Below are 16,609 nucleotides of genomic sequence, written 5' to 3' on the forward strand. Positions count from 1 at the left end.
CGGTATGACGGTTCTCTACAAGGCCAACATGGTGCGCGGCGCCGAGTGGGCGCGCTTGTTCGCCGAGCGCGCGCCCGAGATCCCGTTCCGGCTCTGGCCCGACATCGGCAATCCCGCCGACGTCCGCCATCTCGTGGCATGGGTGCCGCCGGATGACATCGCGACGACCTTTCCCAATCTCGAGCTGGTCTTCTCGGTTGGTGCAGGCGTCGATCAGTTCGACACCTCGAAAGTCCCAGCGCACATTCCGCTGGTCCGCATGCTGGAGCCCGGCATCGCCGAGACCATGGTCGAATACGTCACCATGGCCGTGCTCGCGCTGCATCGCGACCTTCTGCACTTCATCAATCAGCAGAAGCAGCAGGTCTGGCGCGAAATCCGGATCACGCCGGCCAAGCGCCGGCATGTCGGCGTGATGGGGCTCGGCCAGCTCGGTCAGGCCGTGCTCGCACGTCTCAAGGCGTTCGGCTTTCCGCTATCGGGGTGGAATCGCTCGCCGCGCCAGATCGAGGGCGTCACCTGCTACGCGGGTGCCGACGCCTTGCCGGACTTTCTGGCGCAGGTCGACATTCTCGTCTGCCTGCTGCCGCTGACGGATCAGACGCGCGGCATTCTCAATGCCGATCTGTTCGCGTGCCTGCCGCGCGGGGCAGGGCTCGTTAATGTCGGGCGTGGCCCGCATCTCGTCGAGTCCGACTTCCTTGCGGCCCTCGACAGCGGCGCGCTGTCAGGCGCGGTGCTCGACGTCACCGATCCCGAGCCGCTGGCTGCAGGACATCCGTTCTGGAGCCATCCGCGTATCCTGCTGACCCCGCACAATGCCAGCATGACGACGCCCGATACGGCCGTTGATTTCGTGCTCGACGTCATCGCCCGTCACCGCCGCGGCGAGGAGCTGCCGGGGCGTGTCGATCGCACGCGCGGTTATTGAGGTGATGATGGGAGCATCGGTGCAGCCACGAGCGCAGTTCACCTCTCCCGCTTGCGGAGACACCCTCTCCCCAACCCTCCGCAAGCGGGGGAGGGAGCGCACTTTCTCCGCGGCAGGCTCCGAGGTCCATCTGTGAGCGGCGCCGCGACCAAACCCGTCATTGCCGAAGCCCCCGTGCTCTCGGTCGCCGGCCTGACCACCTCCTTTATGCTCGACCGGAGATGGATCCCTGTCGTCCGCGACGTCTCGTTCGATATCGCGCCGCGCGAGACCGTCGCGATTGTCGGCGAGTCGGGCTCGGGCAAGAGCGTCACCGCGCTCTCGATCATGCGGCTGATTCCGCAGGAGGTCGGCCGCGTCGAGGGCCGCATCATGCTTGCGGGGCGCGATTTGCTCGGGCTGCCCGAAGCGAGCATGAAAGACATCCGCGGCAATGACGTCGCCATGATCTTCCAGGAGCCGATGACGAGCCTCAACCCGGTGCTCACCATCGGCTTCCAGATAGCGGAGGCGCTGATCCAGCATCGCGGTCTGTCGCGCGCGGCGGCGGAAGCCGAAACCATCCGTCTGCTCGATCGCGTCCGCATCCCGGCGGCGACATCGCGCTTCCACGAGCATCCGCATCGCTTCTCCGGCGGCATGCGCCAGCGCGTGATGATCGCGATGGCGCTGGCCTGCAAGCCGAAGCTCTTGATCGCGGACGAGCCGACGACCGCGCTCGACGTCACCATTCAGGCCCAGATCCTCGAGCTGTTGAAGGAGCTCCAGCGCGAGGAGGCGATGTCGATCCTCTTCATCACCCACGACATGGGCGTGGTCGCCGAAATCGCGGATCGCACCGTGGTCATGTATGGCGGGCAGGCGGTCGAGCTCGATGCCACCTCGCGCATCTTCGCCGCGCCCTCGCATCCCTACACAAGGGCACTGCTCGCCGCCGTGCCGCGCCTCGGCTCGATGGACGGGCGAGCGCGGCCGATGCGGTTTCCGATCGTCGACAAGGTGACGGGGACTTCGGACGAGCCGGCGGAGACGCCAGACACGGTCTCGACCGCCGAGCGGCCGCTGCTCGAAGTCTCAGGCCTCACCACGCGCTTTCCGATCCGCTCGGGCCTGTTCGGCAAGGTCTCGGGCCGCGTCCATGCGGTCGAGAACGTCTCCTTCACCCTCCGCGCCGGCGAGACGCTGGCGCTGGTCGGCGAATCCGGTTGCGGCAAGTCGACCACGGGCCGATCCATTCTGAAGCTGACGGAGCCGGACAGCGGAACGGTCCTGATCGATGGCCAGGATGTACTGGCCATGAACGGCCGAGCTCTACGCGATTTCCGCAAGAACATGCAGATCGTGTTTCAGGATCCGTTCGCGAGCCTCAATCCGCGCATGTCGGTGGGAACGGCGATCGCAGCACCATTGCTCGCCAACGGACTCGCCTCGGCGTCGCAGGCGCGCGACAAGGTCGCCGACCTCCTCGTCCGCGTCGGCCTCGTCGCCGACATGGCCGCGCGCTTCCCGCACGAATTCTCCGGCGGCCAGCGCCAGCGCATCTGCATCGCGCGCGCACTCGCGCTCGGACCGAAGCTGATCGTCGCGGACGAAGCCGTCTCGGCGCTCGACGTCTCGGTCAAGGCGCAGGTCGTCAATTTGATGCTCGACCTCCAGGCCAGCATGGGCCTTGCCTACCTCTTCATCTCCCACGACATCGCCGTGGTCGAGCGCATGAGCCACCGCGTCGCCGTGATGTATCTCGGCGAGATCGTCGAAATCGGCCCGCGCGCTTCGGTGTTCGGCAATCCCCAGCATCCCTATACCAGGAGGCTGATGGCCGCCGTGCCGGTGCCCGACCCGTTGCGCCGCGGTATGCGCCGCGAAGCATCCAACGACGAGATCAGAAGCCCGGTGCGCGCGCCGGATTATCAGCCGCCAGTGCGTCAATATCGAGAAGTGTCGCCCGGCCACGTCGTCCAGGTCTGGGGTGAGGAGTGGTCGGGCTGACACTGCGAACTTCACGATGCCAAGCGCGGATCTTCGATTATCGGCAAGACCGGGGCGCTCCTGACCAACCGCGCGTTGCAGATCCAGCGTGTTCGCGGTCCGGTTAGCGCGACGGTGCAGACGCGTCCTCCGGAAAATGTGACCGAATGGAGCGACAGCGAAGAGCAGTGTGTGAACCGCTTCATACTCGATCGCTCGGTTTCTGAACTACCACTCCCGCAAGAAATTGCCGCACCCGCACATTTGCCAAACTCGGGTGAGATGCAATGCCTGCGCAGCCGCATGCTCGCAGCTTTGGATTGGCTCCGTTTTGCTCACGAGCAGGCCAATCCCATCACTCAGCATCTTTTCAGAAATTGGAATGGAAGGGCATCGCGCAACTCACGCAGCTTCTGTTCGGGGTCGGCCGGTAGGCTGCTACTAGCTCAGAAGGAGCTCCCTATGAAGATAAGCAGCGCAATTTCCAGCGCCTTCTCTTTGACCAGGCGCGTCAGCAATCTCCGGATCGCCCGTTCCAGTCTGATCAAAACGGCTCATCTTCTTGAAAGGATCGGACTGGCAGCCGTTGGGGGCTCTTGCGGCCTGTATGTTGGTGCGACCCTGTTACGTCAGAAAGGTGGACTGTTTGAAAGCGGCTGGATCGTGCTGATAACGATGCTCTATGGGGCTCTCGGCTATTACGTCGGAATTGATTTGTCCGGCAATGTTGCAAGGAGGCCGACGTCGAGCATCTCGGAAGAATGGAACGGTTCCGAGCCGGTCGAGATCATGAGTGCGGCCGGAACGTTCAGCGCGGCGATCGCCGCAACCATGTCCGTCAGCATCCTTGTCCTTGACCAAAACCTGCCTAACGGCCTGATAGGCTTTGTTGCCGGCTGTTGGGTGGTTGGTTCTTCGCTTCAAGTTGCGGCGGGCACGATGGCTCGCAGCTATGAAGCGCCGATCAGCGAGCAATGAAGTGAACTGCGGTGACGGAAAAAGCCCGCCTGGTACTGTAGGTGAGCACAAGCCGCAGTATTGCAACGATGTGTAACGGCAAGGCCGTTCGCATCGAGTGGTGCCGTTGCTTGAAAGCGGTATCGGTAACCTAAGCTGTCGCGAACAAACAAGACGTGCCATCATGGTGGCATTGGTATATTGTCCCCCGCGCCGTGATCCAAAATTCTGCTAATTGCCAACCACACGATCGGTGGAGCCAATGCAGATTGCGGAGTGGCTCGAAAAGCTGGGGCTAGCGCAATACGCAGAGCGCTTTGCGCAAAATGGGATCGACATAGGCGTCCTTCCCGAACTGATGGACGAGGACTTCGATAAGCTCGGAGTCCTGCTCGGCCATCGCCGCAAAATGTTGCGTGCGATCGCCGACCTCGATCCAGCCGCGTCGATCGCATCGCCGGTTCATCCTCATGACGCCGAGCGCCGTCACCTCACCGTCATGTTCTGCGATCTGGTCGGCTCGACTGCGCTCTCGGCGCGTCTCGATCCCGAGGATATGTGGGAAGTGATCCGGGCCTACCGCGCGGCCTGCGCGAGCGTTGTTGCGGCCTATGATGGCAGGATAGCCCGGTTCGTCGGTGACGGAATACTCGTCTATTTCGGCTATCCCCGCGCTCACGAGGATGATGCGGAACGGGCAGTGCGGGCGGGTCTCGAGGCGATCTCTGCGGTTGGGCAACTCAATACAGCCGATGGCGAACGGGTCGAACTGCGAATCGCAATCGCGACAGGGCTTGTGGTGGTTGGCGACCTCATCAGCGGAGAGGCGTCAGAGGAGCACGGAACGATCGGCGATACACCAAACCTCGCCGCCCGGCTCCAGAGCCTTGCGGAGCCGGGGGCGGTCGTCGTTGCCTCGTCCACGCGCAGGCTGCTGGGAGATCTCTTCACTTTTCGCAATCTGGGCCGCCGCGAGGTCAAGGGAATAGCCGAACCCATCGCGGTCTGGGCGGTCGAGGGAGCGACCGCATCGGAGAGCCGTTTCGAAGCGGTCCGCCCGGCGCGCTCGATCGGGTTTGTCGGCCGCAAGAACGAGATCGAATTCATCCTCTCGCGGCAGCAAGAGGCATGGCAGGGTCAGGGCCGGATCGTATTGATTTCTGGTGAAGCGGGCATCGGCAAGTCGCGTATTGTCGCAACGCTCTCCGAAAGCCCCTCGCTGGGGGTGCACCGCCGCGTGCGGTATCAGTGCTCGCCTTACCACACCAACAGTGCGCTTCATCCCTTTGTCGCGCAGCTCGAGCGCGGCGCCGGCATCCGCCCGCATGACACGCCCGGGCAAAAGCTCGATAAACTCGAGGCTATGCTGGCGCTCGGAACACAGCAGGTCGTTCAAGCGACACCGCTCATCGCGGCTCTCCTTTCTATTCCCACCGGCGACCGTTATCCGTCGCTCGGATTGAGCCCGGCGCAGCAGCGGCGACAGACGTTTGCCGCGCTTCTCGACCAGCTCGAGGGCTTGGCGCGAGAGCAGCCGCTGCTGATCGTTTGCGAGGATATGCATTGGGCCGATGCCACCACGCTTGAACTGTTCGATCTCGGAGTCGACCGGATCAGGGGGCTGCCGATCCTCGTGCTCATGACCTCCCGGCCGGAGTTCGAGCCCTCCTGGTCGGGCCTTGCCAACGTCAGTCTGTTGCGGCTCGATCGGCTCGACCGACAGGATACGCGCGCGCTGGTCGAGCAGGTGGCGGTCGGCCGCCAGCTGCCGCGCGAGATGATGGAGCAAATCATCGACAGGACGGACGGCATTCCATTGTTCGTCGAGGAACTGACCAAGATGGTGCTGGAGTCCGGATTGCTCGTCGAAGAGTCCGGACGCTATCGCCTCGACAGTCCGCTCCCGCCGCTCGCCATTCCAGCGACGCTGCAGGACTCGCTGATGGCGCGGCTCGACCGGCTGGCTCCAGTCAAGGAGGTGGCACAGATAGGCGCCGCCATCGGCCGCGACTTTTCATACGCTCTGCTGAGATATGTGACGGGACGCGACGATCTGACGCTGAGCAATGCGCTGGGACAACTGGAAGAGGCCGAACTGCTGGTCCGTCGCGGCACTCCGCCTGAAGCAAATTATAGCTTCAGGCACGCTCTCGTTCAGGAGGCAGCCTATGGGGGCCTGCTCAGGAGCAAACGGCAGGTGCTTCACAAGCGCATCGGCGATGTCCTGCGCGACAAGTTTCCAGTCGTTGCCGAGACTGAGCCGGAAGTTCTGGCGTACCACTTCACCGAGGCGGGACTGAACGAGATCGCTCTCGAATGGTGGCGCAAGGCGGGCCAGCAGGCGCTCAAACGCTCGGCCTATTCCGAGGCGATCGCACATCTCGGCAAGGCGATCGCCGCCGCCGATCAGTTGCCCGATGATCCCGGCCGGATGATGGGCCGGCTTCATCTTCAAATCGCATATGGCCGCGCATTACGGGGCGGCCTCGGGCACAACGCTCCCGAAACGGTAGCGGCATGGACGCGCGCGCGACAGTTCGCGGCCGATATCGATGATCCCGTTGAACTTGCGCCGGTCCATTCGGGTCTCTTCAATGCTTGCCTGACACACGGCGAACTCGCTCCGATGCGGGAGCTGGCGGATGCCATCTGGAGCGTTGCCGACCGACGGCCAGACTCGCCGGTGGCCGCCGTCGTTGCCCATTGGACGAGTGGCGTCACCTGCTGGTTCGGAGGCGACTATTTGAACGCGCGAACGCATCTTGAGCGGGCGCTGGCGATCTATGGGGCCGAACCGGATCCCGCGACATTCAGGGCTTCGGCGCTGGATCTTCCGTTCGTGATCATGAGGTTTCTCGCCCTGGTGCTCTGGCCGCTTGGCGCAGTCGCTCGCGCGCGCAGGCTCGCCGCCGACGCGGTGAGTGCTTCAGGAGAAAAGCGGGCGCTTTCCCAGGCCAACGCGCTTGTTCATCGCGCCGTGTTCGATGGACTATGCGGGGGCATGTTGCAGCAGACAGAGACGATCCTGGCGCTCGGTCTCGCGCGCGACCATACGATGCCGCTGTACGTGGCCGCCGGCACCTACCTGAATGGCCTCGCCAAGTGGCGTGCCGGCGACCGAATCGCCGGTCTGGCGGACATGCGTCACGGCTGGACCTTGCTGCACGAGAACGACTGCTACCTCTGCGAACCGTTTTGGGGAATGCATGTCGCCATGGCGGAAGCAGAGGTGGGCCAGGTCGACACCGGGCTCGAACTATTGAACGAGTTGATCGCCTCGACGGGACAATCCGGCCAGCATTGGCTTGATGCCGAGCTGCACCGCGTGCGGGGAGAACTCCTGTCGCGCCATGATCCTTCGAACAGTGCCGAGGACGCCCTCAAGCGAGCGTTGGAGATCGCCCGACACCAACAGACGAAGACCTTCGAATTGCGCAGTGCCCTTGGACTTGCGCGCCTGCACAAGATGCACGGTCGAGCGGGCGCGGCATTCGATGTGCTCGCTCCCACGCTCGCCGAATTCGGTGCCGAGGGAAATCTTCCCGAAGTCGAACAGGCGAAGGAGCTGCTCAAGCAAGAGCATTGAGGCATGTCCCGTCAACTCTTGCTGGCGCCTTGGGGGCCAGGCGTGACGGTCACGAATTGACGTGCACGAAATCCCGCAGCAGCGGGTAGATCTCGTTGTTCCAGCGCTTGCCCGAGAACACGCCGTAATGGCCGACGCCGGCCTGCATGTGGTGGACGCGGCGATAGGCGCGCACGCCGGTGCAGAGGTCTTGTGCTGCGAGGGTCTGGCCGATCGAGCAGATGTCGTCCTTCTCGCCCTCGACCGTCATCAGGCCCATGCGGCTGACGGCTTTGGTGTTCACCGGCCGTCCGCGATGCATCAGCTTGCCCTGTGGCAGGAGATGCTCCTGGAATACGTCGCGCACGGTCTCGATGTAGAATTCCGCCGGAAGATCCATCACGGCGAAATACTCGTCGTAGAACGTCTTGATCGTCGCGGCCTTCTCCTTCTCGCCCTTGGCGATGTGGTTGGCGAGATCGAGATGCTGCTTGATATGGCGTTCGAGATTCATCGAGACGAAGGCGGTCAGCTGCACGAAGCCGGGATAGACCTTGCGCAAGGCGCCTCGGCACTGCATCGGCACGTAATTGATGAGGTTGCGCTCGAACCACTCGATCGGCTTGCTCTTGGCGAACTCGTTGACCCTGGTCGGCTGGATCCGCGTATCGATCGGGCCCGCCATCAGCGTCAGCGTCGCCGGGCGCGAGGGATGGTTGTCCTCGCACATGATCGCGGCGGCCGCGAGCGCCGACACCGACGGCTGGCAGATCGCCACCATATGCGGCCGCGGGCCGAGTTGTCCGAGGAAATCGATCAGGTGCTCGGTGTAGTCGTCGAGCCCGAAGCGGCCTTCGCTGCGCGGAATGTCGCGCGGATTGTGCCAGTCGGTGATGTAGACGTCGTGGTCCTGGAGCAGCGTCTTAACGGTGCCGCGCAGCAGCGTGGCGAAGTGTCCGGACATCGGCGCCACCAGCAGCATGCGCGGCTGCTCGGGGGCGCCATCCTTCTTGAAGTGCAGCAGCGAGCCGAACGGCGTCGCGTAGGCGATCTCCTCGGTGACGGCGATTTCGCGATTGCCCACCATGACGCTGTCGATGCCGTAGGCCGGTCGGTCATAGGTCAGGGTGGAGCGCGAGATCAGCTCCAGCGCGGCCGAGAGCCGGCCGACGACCTGGTCCGACAGGCCCTGCGGCACCAGATTGAGGAGTTTGAGCGCGGACGAAGCCCCCGCGCGCCACGGCGCCGTCAGGTCCATGTGGTTCTGAAATGCCTGATAGTACATCGACATCATACCGAAATGCCCATCTGTCCCCCGTCGTGATGCAATATCGAAGCCAGACGGGAGCCGGACCGCCCGGAAAATTGGCACGTCGCTTGCTGCTCTCTGGGCGGGAAGCACCGGTCACGGGCCCGCACGCGTGGCGGTGCGTTGCCCCAGGCGTGAGGGAAGGGCTCTATGGCGAAGGCGACACTGACCATCAGCAGCAAGAACTACTCGTCCTGGTCGCTGCGTGGGTGGCTGCTGACGAAATTCTCTGGGCTCGATTTCGAGGAGATCGTCACCGCGCCCGACGATCCGTCGGCGCGCGCCGAAATCCTGCTGCTCTCGTCGTCGATCCTGGTGCCGTGCCTGCGACGCGAGGGCGCCGTGGTCTGGGATACGCTGGCGATTGCCGAATATCTCAACGAGGTGATGCCGGACGCCGGCCTGTTGCCGGCCGACCGCATCCAGCGCGCGCATTGCCGCTCGATCTCAGGCGAAATCCATTCCGGCTTCACCACGCTGCGCGCCTCGTTGCCGGTCAACCTGAAGGGGCACTTTCCCGGCTTCAAGATCTGGTCGCGGGCGCAGGCCGACATCGACCGCGTCTGGTTCATCTGGCGCGACTGCCTGGAGAAATCGGGCGGGCCCTTCCTGTTCGGCGCGCAGCGCACCATGGCGGATGCGATGTATGCCCCGGTGGTGACGCGCTTTATGACCTATGACGTCAAGCTGGCGCCGCCGCTGAAGGCCTATGCCGAAACCATCATGGCCATGCCCGAGATGCAGGAATGGATCGCGGCGGCGAGGGAGGAGCCAGCCGAGATCGAGGAACTCGAGGTCGAATATTAGGCAGGTATTGCGCAGCCCTGCCTGTTTCGGCGGCGGGGCCCCTGCCGCGGCGGCCTCACGGCGATGCCTTTGCCACGATTAACCTTTGGCGCCGGTGCCAGGCCCGGCCCATCCAGCGCGCCGCCGAGATATTGTACACGTCCCTAAAGCTGCATCGACATCTAGCCGTGAACAGGTGCGTACACGGCCTTTCAGCTGATTCGGACGTGATTCGTTCGGGCCGCGTTCCGAAGGTTAAAGCGAAGCGCGGCCCCGTCGCATTTTGAAACAGAGACCGCCTTCAGGCGGCACCGCGCTGCTTCACGCGTGGCAGGCGCCAGCCGATCACGGTTGCTTCGACCGCGATGCCGGCTTCGTGATTCTGCCAGCGTCCCTCGACATAGCGGCAGGCGAACGGCAGTTGATACGTTCCGCTGTGATCCTCGCACAGCACTTCGAGTGGCAGGCCCGGCGGTGGTTCTCCGGCGCCATCGAACTCCGCCAAACGTCTATCGCGCGTTGCCATTCCAAAAATCTCCCTAATCAAAGCGCGGGAAGAGCGCCCACTTCTTCCGCGTGCGGTTCACTGCTCCCCGTCCCGGGGCAACGAGCCAAGCTCAACGCGAGAATGCGGTGCGAGTGTGGTAGCTTCACGCGGCTGTGCGCAAACAGCGCACATTGCCGTGATCGACTGGCCGAGGAACTTTCATGCTGCTTCGAAACGCTGGCATTCGTTTCGCGATGTTGCTGCTCGCAGCGCTGGCGCCTCTGCCGGTGCACGCGCAGGACGTGCCCGGCATCGAGATCTGCACCGTCGAGAAGACGATGGAGCGGCGCACCAGCTGTCTGCAGAGCAATGTTGATTTCCTGCAGAAGACCATCACCAAGCTCAATCTCGACCATCAGCAGAAGCTGGATGCGGCCAACCGCCAGATCGACGCGCTGAAGACCAGCCTCGCCGGCTTGCAGAAGACGCTCGGCGACCTGCAGGCTGCGCAGGCGAAGACGGCCGAGGATCTGAAAAAGAAGCAGGACGCGCCGCCGCCCAAGGACGCGGCGAAATAACCGCCGTTCACGCGACGCGATATCGCTCCATCACGCCACGATCGGGCTCGTAACCGAGCCCGGGGCCTGAGGGCACCGCGACATGGCCGGTGGCATCGACATCGGCGCGGCCGTTCCAGAGGCAGGCCTCGCGCTTCAAATAGAACATCTCGACCGGCCCGTCGTCGCGCGTCGCGAGCAGATGCAGCGTCGCCAGGAGGCCCGGGCCAAAATAAGGAGAGTGCGGAACGATCTTGACGCCGGACCGATCGGCCAGCGCCGCGACCTTCAAAAATTCCGTGATGCCGCCGACCTTGATCACCGAGGGCTGGGCGTGGCTCACCGCGCCGGCCTCCATCATCTGGCGGAATTGATATTCAGTGCAGGCATTCTCGCCGGCAGCGATCCCGAGTCCAGCCTTGCGGCGCACCTCGGCGAGTGCGGTGAAATCCTCGGGCGGCCAGACCGGCTCCTCGAGAAACATCGGTTGCGCGTCCCGGCACGTCGCCGCGAATGCGATCGCCTGCTCGGCCGTGAGCGGGCAGTTCATGTCCACCATCAGCGGAACGGTCGGCCCGATCGCCTCGCGTGCGGCGAATACCGCCGGCTGCGTGGTTTCGTGCAGCTTGATCGCGCCATAGCCGAGCGCGAGCGCCTTCCTGCATTCGGCGGCGATGTTGTCGGGCGAGCCGATCCGCAGCAGGCTCGCGTAAGCCGGAATGGCCGTGCGCCTGATCTCGCCCAGCAGGCGATGCACCGGCACGCCTTTGACCTTCGCGGCCAGGTCCCACAATGCGATATCGAGCCCTGATGTCGCGAACATGGTGATGCCGTAGCGGCCGAACAGATGCAGATTGCGCTGGATCTGTTCCATCACCGCGGGAATGCCGGCGGCATCGGGCACCTTCAGCCCGCGGGCCTGCGGCGCGATCATCTCCTCGACGGCGCTGCGCGTCGTGCGCGGGCAGACATAGGCGAAGGCATCGCCCCAGCCGGTCAGCCCGGAATCGGTCGTGACCTCGACGAGGACCATGTCGAGCGCCGTGATGGCGGAGGCACCCTGGCGAAAGCTCGCGACACCGGCCTCATAGGGAACGCGGATATGGTGCGCCCGCACATCGGTGATTTCCATGATCCGGTTCCTCTTTCTGGTGAGCGGTTTCGACGAATGTAGCCACGAACGGCAGGGCGTTGCCAGTGGCGATTGCCGGACTATCCTTAGGCGAAGCACAGCAATGCCGATCAAGCGGAGCGGTCGAGACAGGCGCATCATGGCCGCGCTTCGAACGAGGGCCCGAACCGCCATGAATCCAGCCCAGCGCGCGCTCTGGTATATCGAGAGCCATCTGGCCGAGCCGATGACGCTCGACGAGATCGCGGAGATCGCCGGCGTGTCGCGGTTCCACCTTGTGCGTGCGTTCGCCGCAGCGGTCGGTCTTCCGGTGATGCGCTACGTGCGGGCGCGGCGGCTGACGCAAGCGGCGCGCAGTCTGGCAAAGGGCACGCCCGACATCCTGTCGCTGGCGCTGGAGGCGGATTACGGCTCCCACGAAGCTTTCACCCGCGCGTTCCGCGACCAGTTCGGCACCACGCCCGAAGCGGTCAGGGCGGCAACGTGCGTCAGCCACCTCAATCTTCAGGAGCCGATCCTCATGGATTCCACGATGCTGGATACTCTCGCCCCACCGCGTTTCGAGACCGCCAAGGCCTTTCTCATCGCCGGTCCCGCCGAGCGCATCTCCTGCGACAATGGCGCCGTGATCCCCGGTCTGTGGCAACGTTTCCACCAGGAGGTCGCCGACATCCCCGCCCGCGTCGGGAACGTCGCCTACGGCGTTTGCTGCAACGCCGATGATGCCGGCAATTTCGACTACATCGCCGGCGTCGAGGTCGCCGACTTCTCCGACCTGCCGCGCCGCTTCGCCCGCATCCGCATCCCCGAGCAGCGCTACGCGGTGTTCTCCCACAAGGACCACGTCGCCTCGATCCGGCGCACAGTGAATACGATTTGGAATCAGTGGTTGCCGGCGTCGGGTTTCAAAGCCGCGGACGCGCCGAACTTCGAGCGCTATGACGAGAAATTCGACCCCGCCACCGGCAACGGCGGCTTCGAGATCTGGGTGCCGGTGAAGGAGTAGCGCGCAACGCTGGCATACCGTCCCGCTTGCTTGGCAAGCCTTGGCGACTTTGCCATAACCGCAGGCAAATCTTGCCTGCGGGGCCCGTGCTGGACATCCCGTGCAAGCCATAACAAGCAGCCGGGAGGGTCCCAAAATGCCTGACGTCCGCGTTCTCGCCACCGACCTCGAATTTCCCGAAGGGCCGGTCGTGATGCCGGACGGCTCGGTGGTGCTGGTGGAGATCCGCGGCCAGCGCCTGACGCGCGTTTATCCCGACGGCCGCAAGGAGATCGTCGCCAAGGTGCCCGGTGGCCCGAATGGCGCCGCCCTCGGCCCCGACGGCAAGATCTACATCTGCAACAATGGCGGCTTCTCCTGGATTCCGACCCGCAACATGATCATGCCGGGTCCGCAGCCGGACGACTATCTCGGCGGCTCGATCCAGCGCGTCGATCTGCAATCCGGCAAGGTCGAGACCGTCGTCGCCAAATGCGGCGCGCACGATCTGCGCGGGCCGAACGACCTGGTGTTCGACAGGCAGGGCGGCCTCTGGTTCTCCGATCTCGGCAAGCGCCGCGCCCGCGAGATGGATGTCGGCGGCATGTATTACCTCAAGCCCGGCATGACCGAGATCGTGGAAGTCGTGCATGGCGTGCTGCCGGCCAACGGCATCGGGCTGTCGCCGGACGAGAACACGGTCTACATCGCGGAGACGCCGACCGGCCGGCTTTGGGCCTATGAGCTCTCGGCGCCGGGCACGCTCAAGCCGCGCGATGCGATCTATCGCGGCGAGCGCGGCAAGCCGATCTGCGGCCTCGGCGGCTACCAGATGTTCGACTCGCTCGCAGTGGAAGCGAACGGCAATGTCTGCGTCGCCACCCTCGTCTCCGGCTGCATCTCCGTGATCGCGCCCGACGGCACCCTGGTCGAGCAGGTTCCGACCGGCGACCGCGTCACCACCAACATCGCCTTCGGCGGCCCCGAGCTGAGGACCGCCTACATCACGCTGTCGGGTAAGGGCGAGCTGATCGCCATGGACTGGCCGCGCGGCGGTTTGCCGCTCAATTTCCTAAACAAGTAAACGGTGCTAGTGACCGTCATTGCGAGCGAGGCAAAGCAACCGGAATGCGTCCACGGTGACAGGCTGGATTGCTTCGTCGCTTCACTCCTCGCCTTCACTCCTCGCAATGACAACGGAGAGTAACTCAAATGCCCTGGCCCGATCCCATCACCCTGCGCGGACAGCACGCCCGTCTCGAGCCGCTGTCGCATCAGCATCGCGAGGGTCTGGTCGAGGCGGTCAAGGACGGCGAGCTGTCAAAACTCTGGTACACGGCGATCCCGCTGCCCGAGAACATGGGCAAGGAGATCGACCGCCGCCTCGGCTTGCAGGCCGCAGGGTCGATGCTGCCGTTCACCGTGTTCGATGCTGGCGGCAGGATCGTCGGCATGACCACCTACATGAACATCGATGCCACCAACCGCCGCGTCGAGATCGGCTCGACCTGGTATGGCAAGAGCGCTCAGCGCGGTCCGCTCAACACGCAGTGTAAGCTGTTGCTGCTGCGCCATGCCTTCGAGACGCTGAACTGCATCGCGGTCGAGTTCCGCACGCATTTCTTCAATCACCAGAGCCGCCGCGCCATCGAGCGCCTGGGCGCCAAGCAGGACGGCATCCTGCGCAGCCACCAGATCGCGCCGAACGGCACGCTGCGCGATACGGTTGTTTACAGCATCACCGCCGCCGAATGGCCGACGGTACAGGCGCATTTGGAATTCCAACTCAACGACAAGCCGCGCTAGACAGATGTGCACCGCATCGGCCGCGCTCTCGATCACCTCTCCCATGGGGAGAGGTGTCGGAAACCCGCAGCTGCAGTTCACTCGAATTCACGACATGCTGGGAGTAGCCGAATGGACAGATTTGATTATGTGATCGTCGGCGCGGGTTCCGCCGGTTGCGTGCTCACCAGCCGGCTCAGCGAGGATCCCAATACGACCGTCTGCGTGCTCGAGGCGGGCCCTTCCGACTGGCACCCGTACATCCATCTGCCGGCGGGTTTCATCAAGACCTTCCACATGAAGAGCATCAATTGGGCCTACCAGCAGGAACCGGGGCCCTGGACCGGCGGGCGCAGCATCTATGCGCCGCGCGGCAAGACGCTCGGCGGCTCGTCCTCGATCAACGGCCACATCTACAACCGCGGCCAGCGCATGGATTTCGACACCTGGGCGCAGATGGGCAACCGCGGCTGGGGCTATGCCGACGTGCTGCCGTACTTCCGGCGATTGGAGAGGCGGGTCGGCGAGGGCGAGGACACCTATCGCGGCCGCGACGGCAATCTCATCGTCACCACCATGAACTGGCGCGATCCGCTCTGCGAAGCCTTCATGGAAGGCGCGGTCTCGCTCGGCATCCCCCGCAACCCCGATTATAACGGCAAGACCCAGGAGGGTGTCTCCTACTGCCAGCGCACCATCAACAACGGCCTGCGCGTCTCCGGCGCCACCGCATTCCTCAAGCCCGCGATGAAGCGGCCGAACGTGCACGTGCACACGCATGCGCACGCGACCGAGATCATTTTCGAAGGCAAGCGCGCCGTCGGTGTGCGCTACATGAAGGGCGGCCGCGGCGGCCATCCTGTCGAAGTGCGCGCCAACAAGGAAGTCATCCTCTCCGGCGGCACCTATAATTCGCCGCAGCTCCTGCAGCTCTCCGGCGTCGGCTCGCCCGATCTGTTGCAGCAGCACGGCATCGCGGTGCGTCACGCGCTCCCCGTTGGCGAAGGCCTTCAGGACCATTACGCCCCGCGCACGGTCGCGCGCGTCAAGAACATCAAGACCATCAACGAGCTTCGCCGCGGCTTCTCGCTGTGGATCGAGGCGATGAAATGGGCCACCGCGCGGCGCGGGCTGCTGTCGCTGTCGCCGACCATGGTCTACTGCTTCTGGCATTCCGGCGAGAGTGCCGAGAGCTCTGATCTGCAACTCACCTTCACGCCGGCCAGCTACAAGGAGGGCGTGCAGGGCCAGCTCGAGGACGAGCCCGGCATGACCGTGGCGTCCTGGCAGCAACGCCCCGAGAGCCGCGGCTATGTCCGCATTCGCTCGGCTGATCCGTTCGCGCCGCCGATCATCCAGACCAATTATCTCGACGCCGAGCTCGACCGCCGCGTCATCGTCGGCGGCATGAAGCTCGCGCGCAAGCTTTTGAAGAGTGCCCCGCTGTCGCCCTACTACGCCTACGAGGATTTCCCCGGCCCCAACGTCAACACCGACGACGAATTTCTGCACGCCGCCACCCAACGCGGCACCACCACCTTCCACCCCGGCTGCACCTGCCGCATGGGCCCGGCGGACTCAACCTGGGCCGTGGTTGACGACCACCTCCGCGTCCACGGCCTGGAGGGCCTGCGCGTCATCGACGCCTCGGTGATGCCGCGCATGATCTCGGCCAACCTCAACGCCTCCACCATGATGATCGCCGACCGCGCGTCGGACCTGATCCGCGGCAAGCAGCCAATGGAAGCGGCGCGGATTCCGGACGCCGCGGTGGCGTGAGGCGCCACTTCTGCCGATATGGAGGTCCGGATGGAGCGCAAGCGCAATCCGGGGGCGTTGGCCCCGGGTCCGACGTTTTGCCCGGATTACGCTTTCGCTTCATCCGGGCGACGAGGTGTAGCGACCTGTGACTGTCTCGTCGGGCAAAACACCTTGCCGCCCGTCAACCCCTGCTCGCGAAAATATTCTCCTTTGCCGAAATTCGGAAATGCAGCATAAGCCGAAACAGCCCGGCTCACGGAAAGAGGGGCGGTTCGCGAGTCGTTCGAAATGCGGGCCGGGTTGCGGTGGACGCGGCAGCGTCGTGCGCGAGATGTCAAGGGCAGGGCGGATTGCTCTCCGTGAGCCCGAGGCTTCGTGCGGACGAG

The 16,609-nt window shown here is 64.3% G+C and carries 13 protein-coding genes; 10 read left to right on the forward strand and 3 right to left on the reverse strand.

The window, feature by feature from the left end; genetic code table 11:
* The first annotated feature begins 4 nt into the window (after positions 1-4).
* The 4 genes from P6U27_RS09150 to P6U27_RS09165 all read left to right on the forward strand — a co-directional run bounded on the left by P6U27_RS09150 (position 5) and on the right by P6U27_RS09165 (position 7,442).
* A complete protein-coding gene (locus P6U27_RS09150) occupies positions 5-931 on the forward strand; it encodes a glyoxylate/hydroxypyruvate reductase A (protein ID WP_209295714.1) in 927 nt (308 codons plus the stop codon).
* A 207-nt stretch (positions 932-1,138) separates the two neighbouring features.
* Positions 1,139-2,920, forward strand: a complete 1,782-nt coding sequence (locus P6U27_RS09155) for an ABC transporter ATP-binding protein (RefSeq protein WP_407194430.1) — start codon at positions 1,139-1,141, stop codon at positions 2,918-2,920.
* A 138-nt stretch (positions 2,921-3,058) separates the two neighbouring features.
* Complete coding sequence (locus tag P6U27_RS09160; protein WP_407193890.1) at positions 3,059-3,877, forward strand: hypothetical protein; 819 nt, start codon at positions 3,059-3,061, stop codon at positions 3,875-3,877.
* Between the two features lie 241 nt (positions 3,878-4,118).
* A complete protein-coding gene (locus P6U27_RS09165) occupies positions 4,119-7,442 on the forward strand; it encodes an adenylate/guanylate cyclase domain-containing protein (RefSeq protein ID WP_407193891.1) in 3,324 nt (1,107 codons plus the stop codon).
* 49 nt (positions 7,443-7,491) lie between these two features.
* Here the strand turns inward: P6U27_RS09165 and P6U27_RS09170 are convergent, their stop codons facing one another.
* The gene (locus P6U27_RS09170) at positions 7,492-8,715 is read right to left on the reverse strand and encodes a polyhydroxyalkanoate depolymerase (RefSeq protein WP_407193892.1); all 1,224 of its coding nucleotides are present in this window, start codon (positions 8,713-8,715) and stop codon (positions 7,492-7,494) included.
* A gap of 165 nt (positions 8,716-8,880) precedes the next feature.
* Between P6U27_RS09170 and P6U27_RS09175 the strand changes: the two genes are divergently transcribed.
* The gene (locus P6U27_RS09175) at positions 8,881-9,537 is read left to right on the forward strand and encodes a glutathione S-transferase family protein (RefSeq protein ID WP_407193893.1); all 657 of its coding nucleotides are present in this window, start codon (positions 8,881-8,883) and stop codon (positions 9,535-9,537) included.
* A 280-nt stretch (positions 9,538-9,817) separates the two neighbouring features.
* Here the strand turns inward: P6U27_RS09175 and P6U27_RS09180 are convergent, their stop codons facing one another.
* Complete coding sequence (locus tag P6U27_RS09180) at positions 9,818-10,042, reverse strand: hypothetical protein (protein ID WP_024339451.1); 225 nt, start codon at positions 10,040-10,042, stop codon at positions 9,818-9,820.
* Between the two features lie 182 nt (positions 10,043-10,224).
* On the opposite strand from P6U27_RS09180, the gene P6U27_RS09185 reads away from it, so the two are divergent.
* A complete protein-coding gene (locus tag P6U27_RS09185) occupies positions 10,225-10,581 on the forward strand; it encodes a hypothetical protein (protein WP_122401894.1) in 357 nt (118 codons plus the stop codon).
* A gap of 7 nt (positions 10,582-10,588) precedes the next feature.
* On the opposite strand, the gene P6U27_RS09190 is transcribed toward P6U27_RS09185, so the two are convergent.
* A complete protein-coding gene (locus tag P6U27_RS09190; protein ID WP_407193894.1) occupies positions 10,589-11,692 on the reverse strand; it encodes a mandelate racemase/muconate lactonizing enzyme family protein in 1,104 nt (367 codons plus the stop codon).
* Positions 11,693-11,864: 172 nt separating this feature from the next.
* On the opposite strand from P6U27_RS09190, the gene P6U27_RS09195 reads away from it, so the two are divergent.
* The 4 genes from P6U27_RS09195 (at position 11,865) to P6U27_RS09210 (ending at position 16,241) form a co-directional block, all read left to right on the forward strand.
* Positions 11,865-12,698: an AraC family transcriptional regulator gene (locus tag P6U27_RS09195; RefSeq protein WP_164936978.1), complete on the forward strand. Its 834-nt coding sequence runs from the start codon at positions 11,865-11,867 to the stop codon at positions 12,696-12,698.
* Positions 12,699-12,834: 136 nt separating this feature from the next.
* Positions 12,835-13,761 carry an SMP-30/gluconolactonase/LRE family protein gene (locus P6U27_RS09200; protein WP_407193895.1) on the forward strand — a complete coding sequence of 309 codons (927 nt, stop codon included), beginning with the start codon at positions 12,835-12,837 and terminating at the stop codon, positions 13,759-13,761.
* Positions 13,762-13,889: 128 nt separating this feature from the next.
* Positions 13,890-14,483 (forward strand): GNAT family N-acetyltransferase, encoded by a 594-nt coding sequence (locus P6U27_RS09205; RefSeq protein ID WP_122401897.1) that lies wholly within the window; start codon positions 13,890-13,892, stop codon positions 14,481-14,483.
* Between the two features lie 111 nt (positions 14,484-14,594).
* Complete coding sequence (locus tag P6U27_RS09210; protein ID WP_407193896.1) at positions 14,595-16,241, forward strand: GMC family oxidoreductase; 1,647 nt, start codon at positions 14,595-14,597, stop codon at positions 16,239-16,241.
* Positions 16,242-16,609 lie beyond the last annotated feature (368 nt).

The sequence above is a fragment of the Bradyrhizobium sp. STM 3566 genome (genome assembly GCF_045571445.1).
In the GTDB taxonomy this organism is placed as follows: Bacteria; Pseudomonadota; Alphaproteobacteria; order Rhizobiales; family Xanthobacteraceae; genus Bradyrhizobium; species Bradyrhizobium vignae.

Excerpts from the sequence above, each read along its gene's own strand:
- P6U27_RS09150 (WP_209295714.1), top strand. The coding sequence starts at position 5 with ATGACGGTTCTCTACAAGGCCAACATGGTGCGCGGCGCCGAGTGGGCG.
- P6U27_RS09155 (WP_407194430.1), top strand. The coding sequence starts at position 1,139 with ATGCTCGACCGGAGATGGATCCCTGTCGTCCGCGACGTCTCGTTCGAT.
- P6U27_RS09165 (WP_407193891.1), top strand. The coding sequence starts at position 4,119 with ATGCAGATTGCGGAGTGGCTCGAAAAGCTGGGGCTAGCGCAATACGCA.
- P6U27_RS09170 (WP_407193892.1), bottom strand. The coding sequence starts at position 8,715 with ATGATGTCGATGTACTATCAGGCATTTCAGAACCACATGGACCTGACG.
- P6U27_RS09175 (WP_407193893.1), top strand. The coding sequence starts at position 8,881 with ATGGCGAAGGCGACACTGACCATCAGCAGCAAGAACTACTCGTCCTGG.
- P6U27_RS09180 (WP_024339451.1), bottom strand. The coding sequence starts at position 10,042 with ATGGCAACGCGCGATAGACGTTTGGCGGAGTTCGATGGCGCCGGAGAA.
- P6U27_RS09185 (WP_122401894.1), top strand. The coding sequence starts at position 10,225 with ATGCTGCTTCGAAACGCTGGCATTCGTTTCGCGATGTTGCTGCTCGCA.
- P6U27_RS09190 (WP_407193894.1), bottom strand. The coding sequence starts at position 11,692 with ATGGAAATCACCGATGTGCGGGCGCACCATATCCGCGTTCCCTATGAG.
- P6U27_RS09195 (WP_164936978.1), top strand. The coding sequence starts at position 11,865 with ATGAATCCAGCCCAGCGCGCGCTCTGGTATATCGAGAGCCATCTGGCC.
- P6U27_RS09200 (WP_407193895.1), top strand. The coding sequence starts at position 12,835 with ATGCCTGACGTCCGCGTTCTCGCCACCGACCTCGAATTTCCCGAAGGG.
- P6U27_RS09205 (WP_122401897.1), top strand. The coding sequence starts at position 13,890 with ATGCCCTGGCCCGATCCCATCACCCTGCGCGGACAGCACGCCCGTCTC.
- P6U27_RS09210 (WP_407193896.1), top strand. The coding sequence starts at position 14,595 with ATGGACAGATTTGATTATGTGATCGTCGGCGCGGGTTCCGCCGGTTGC.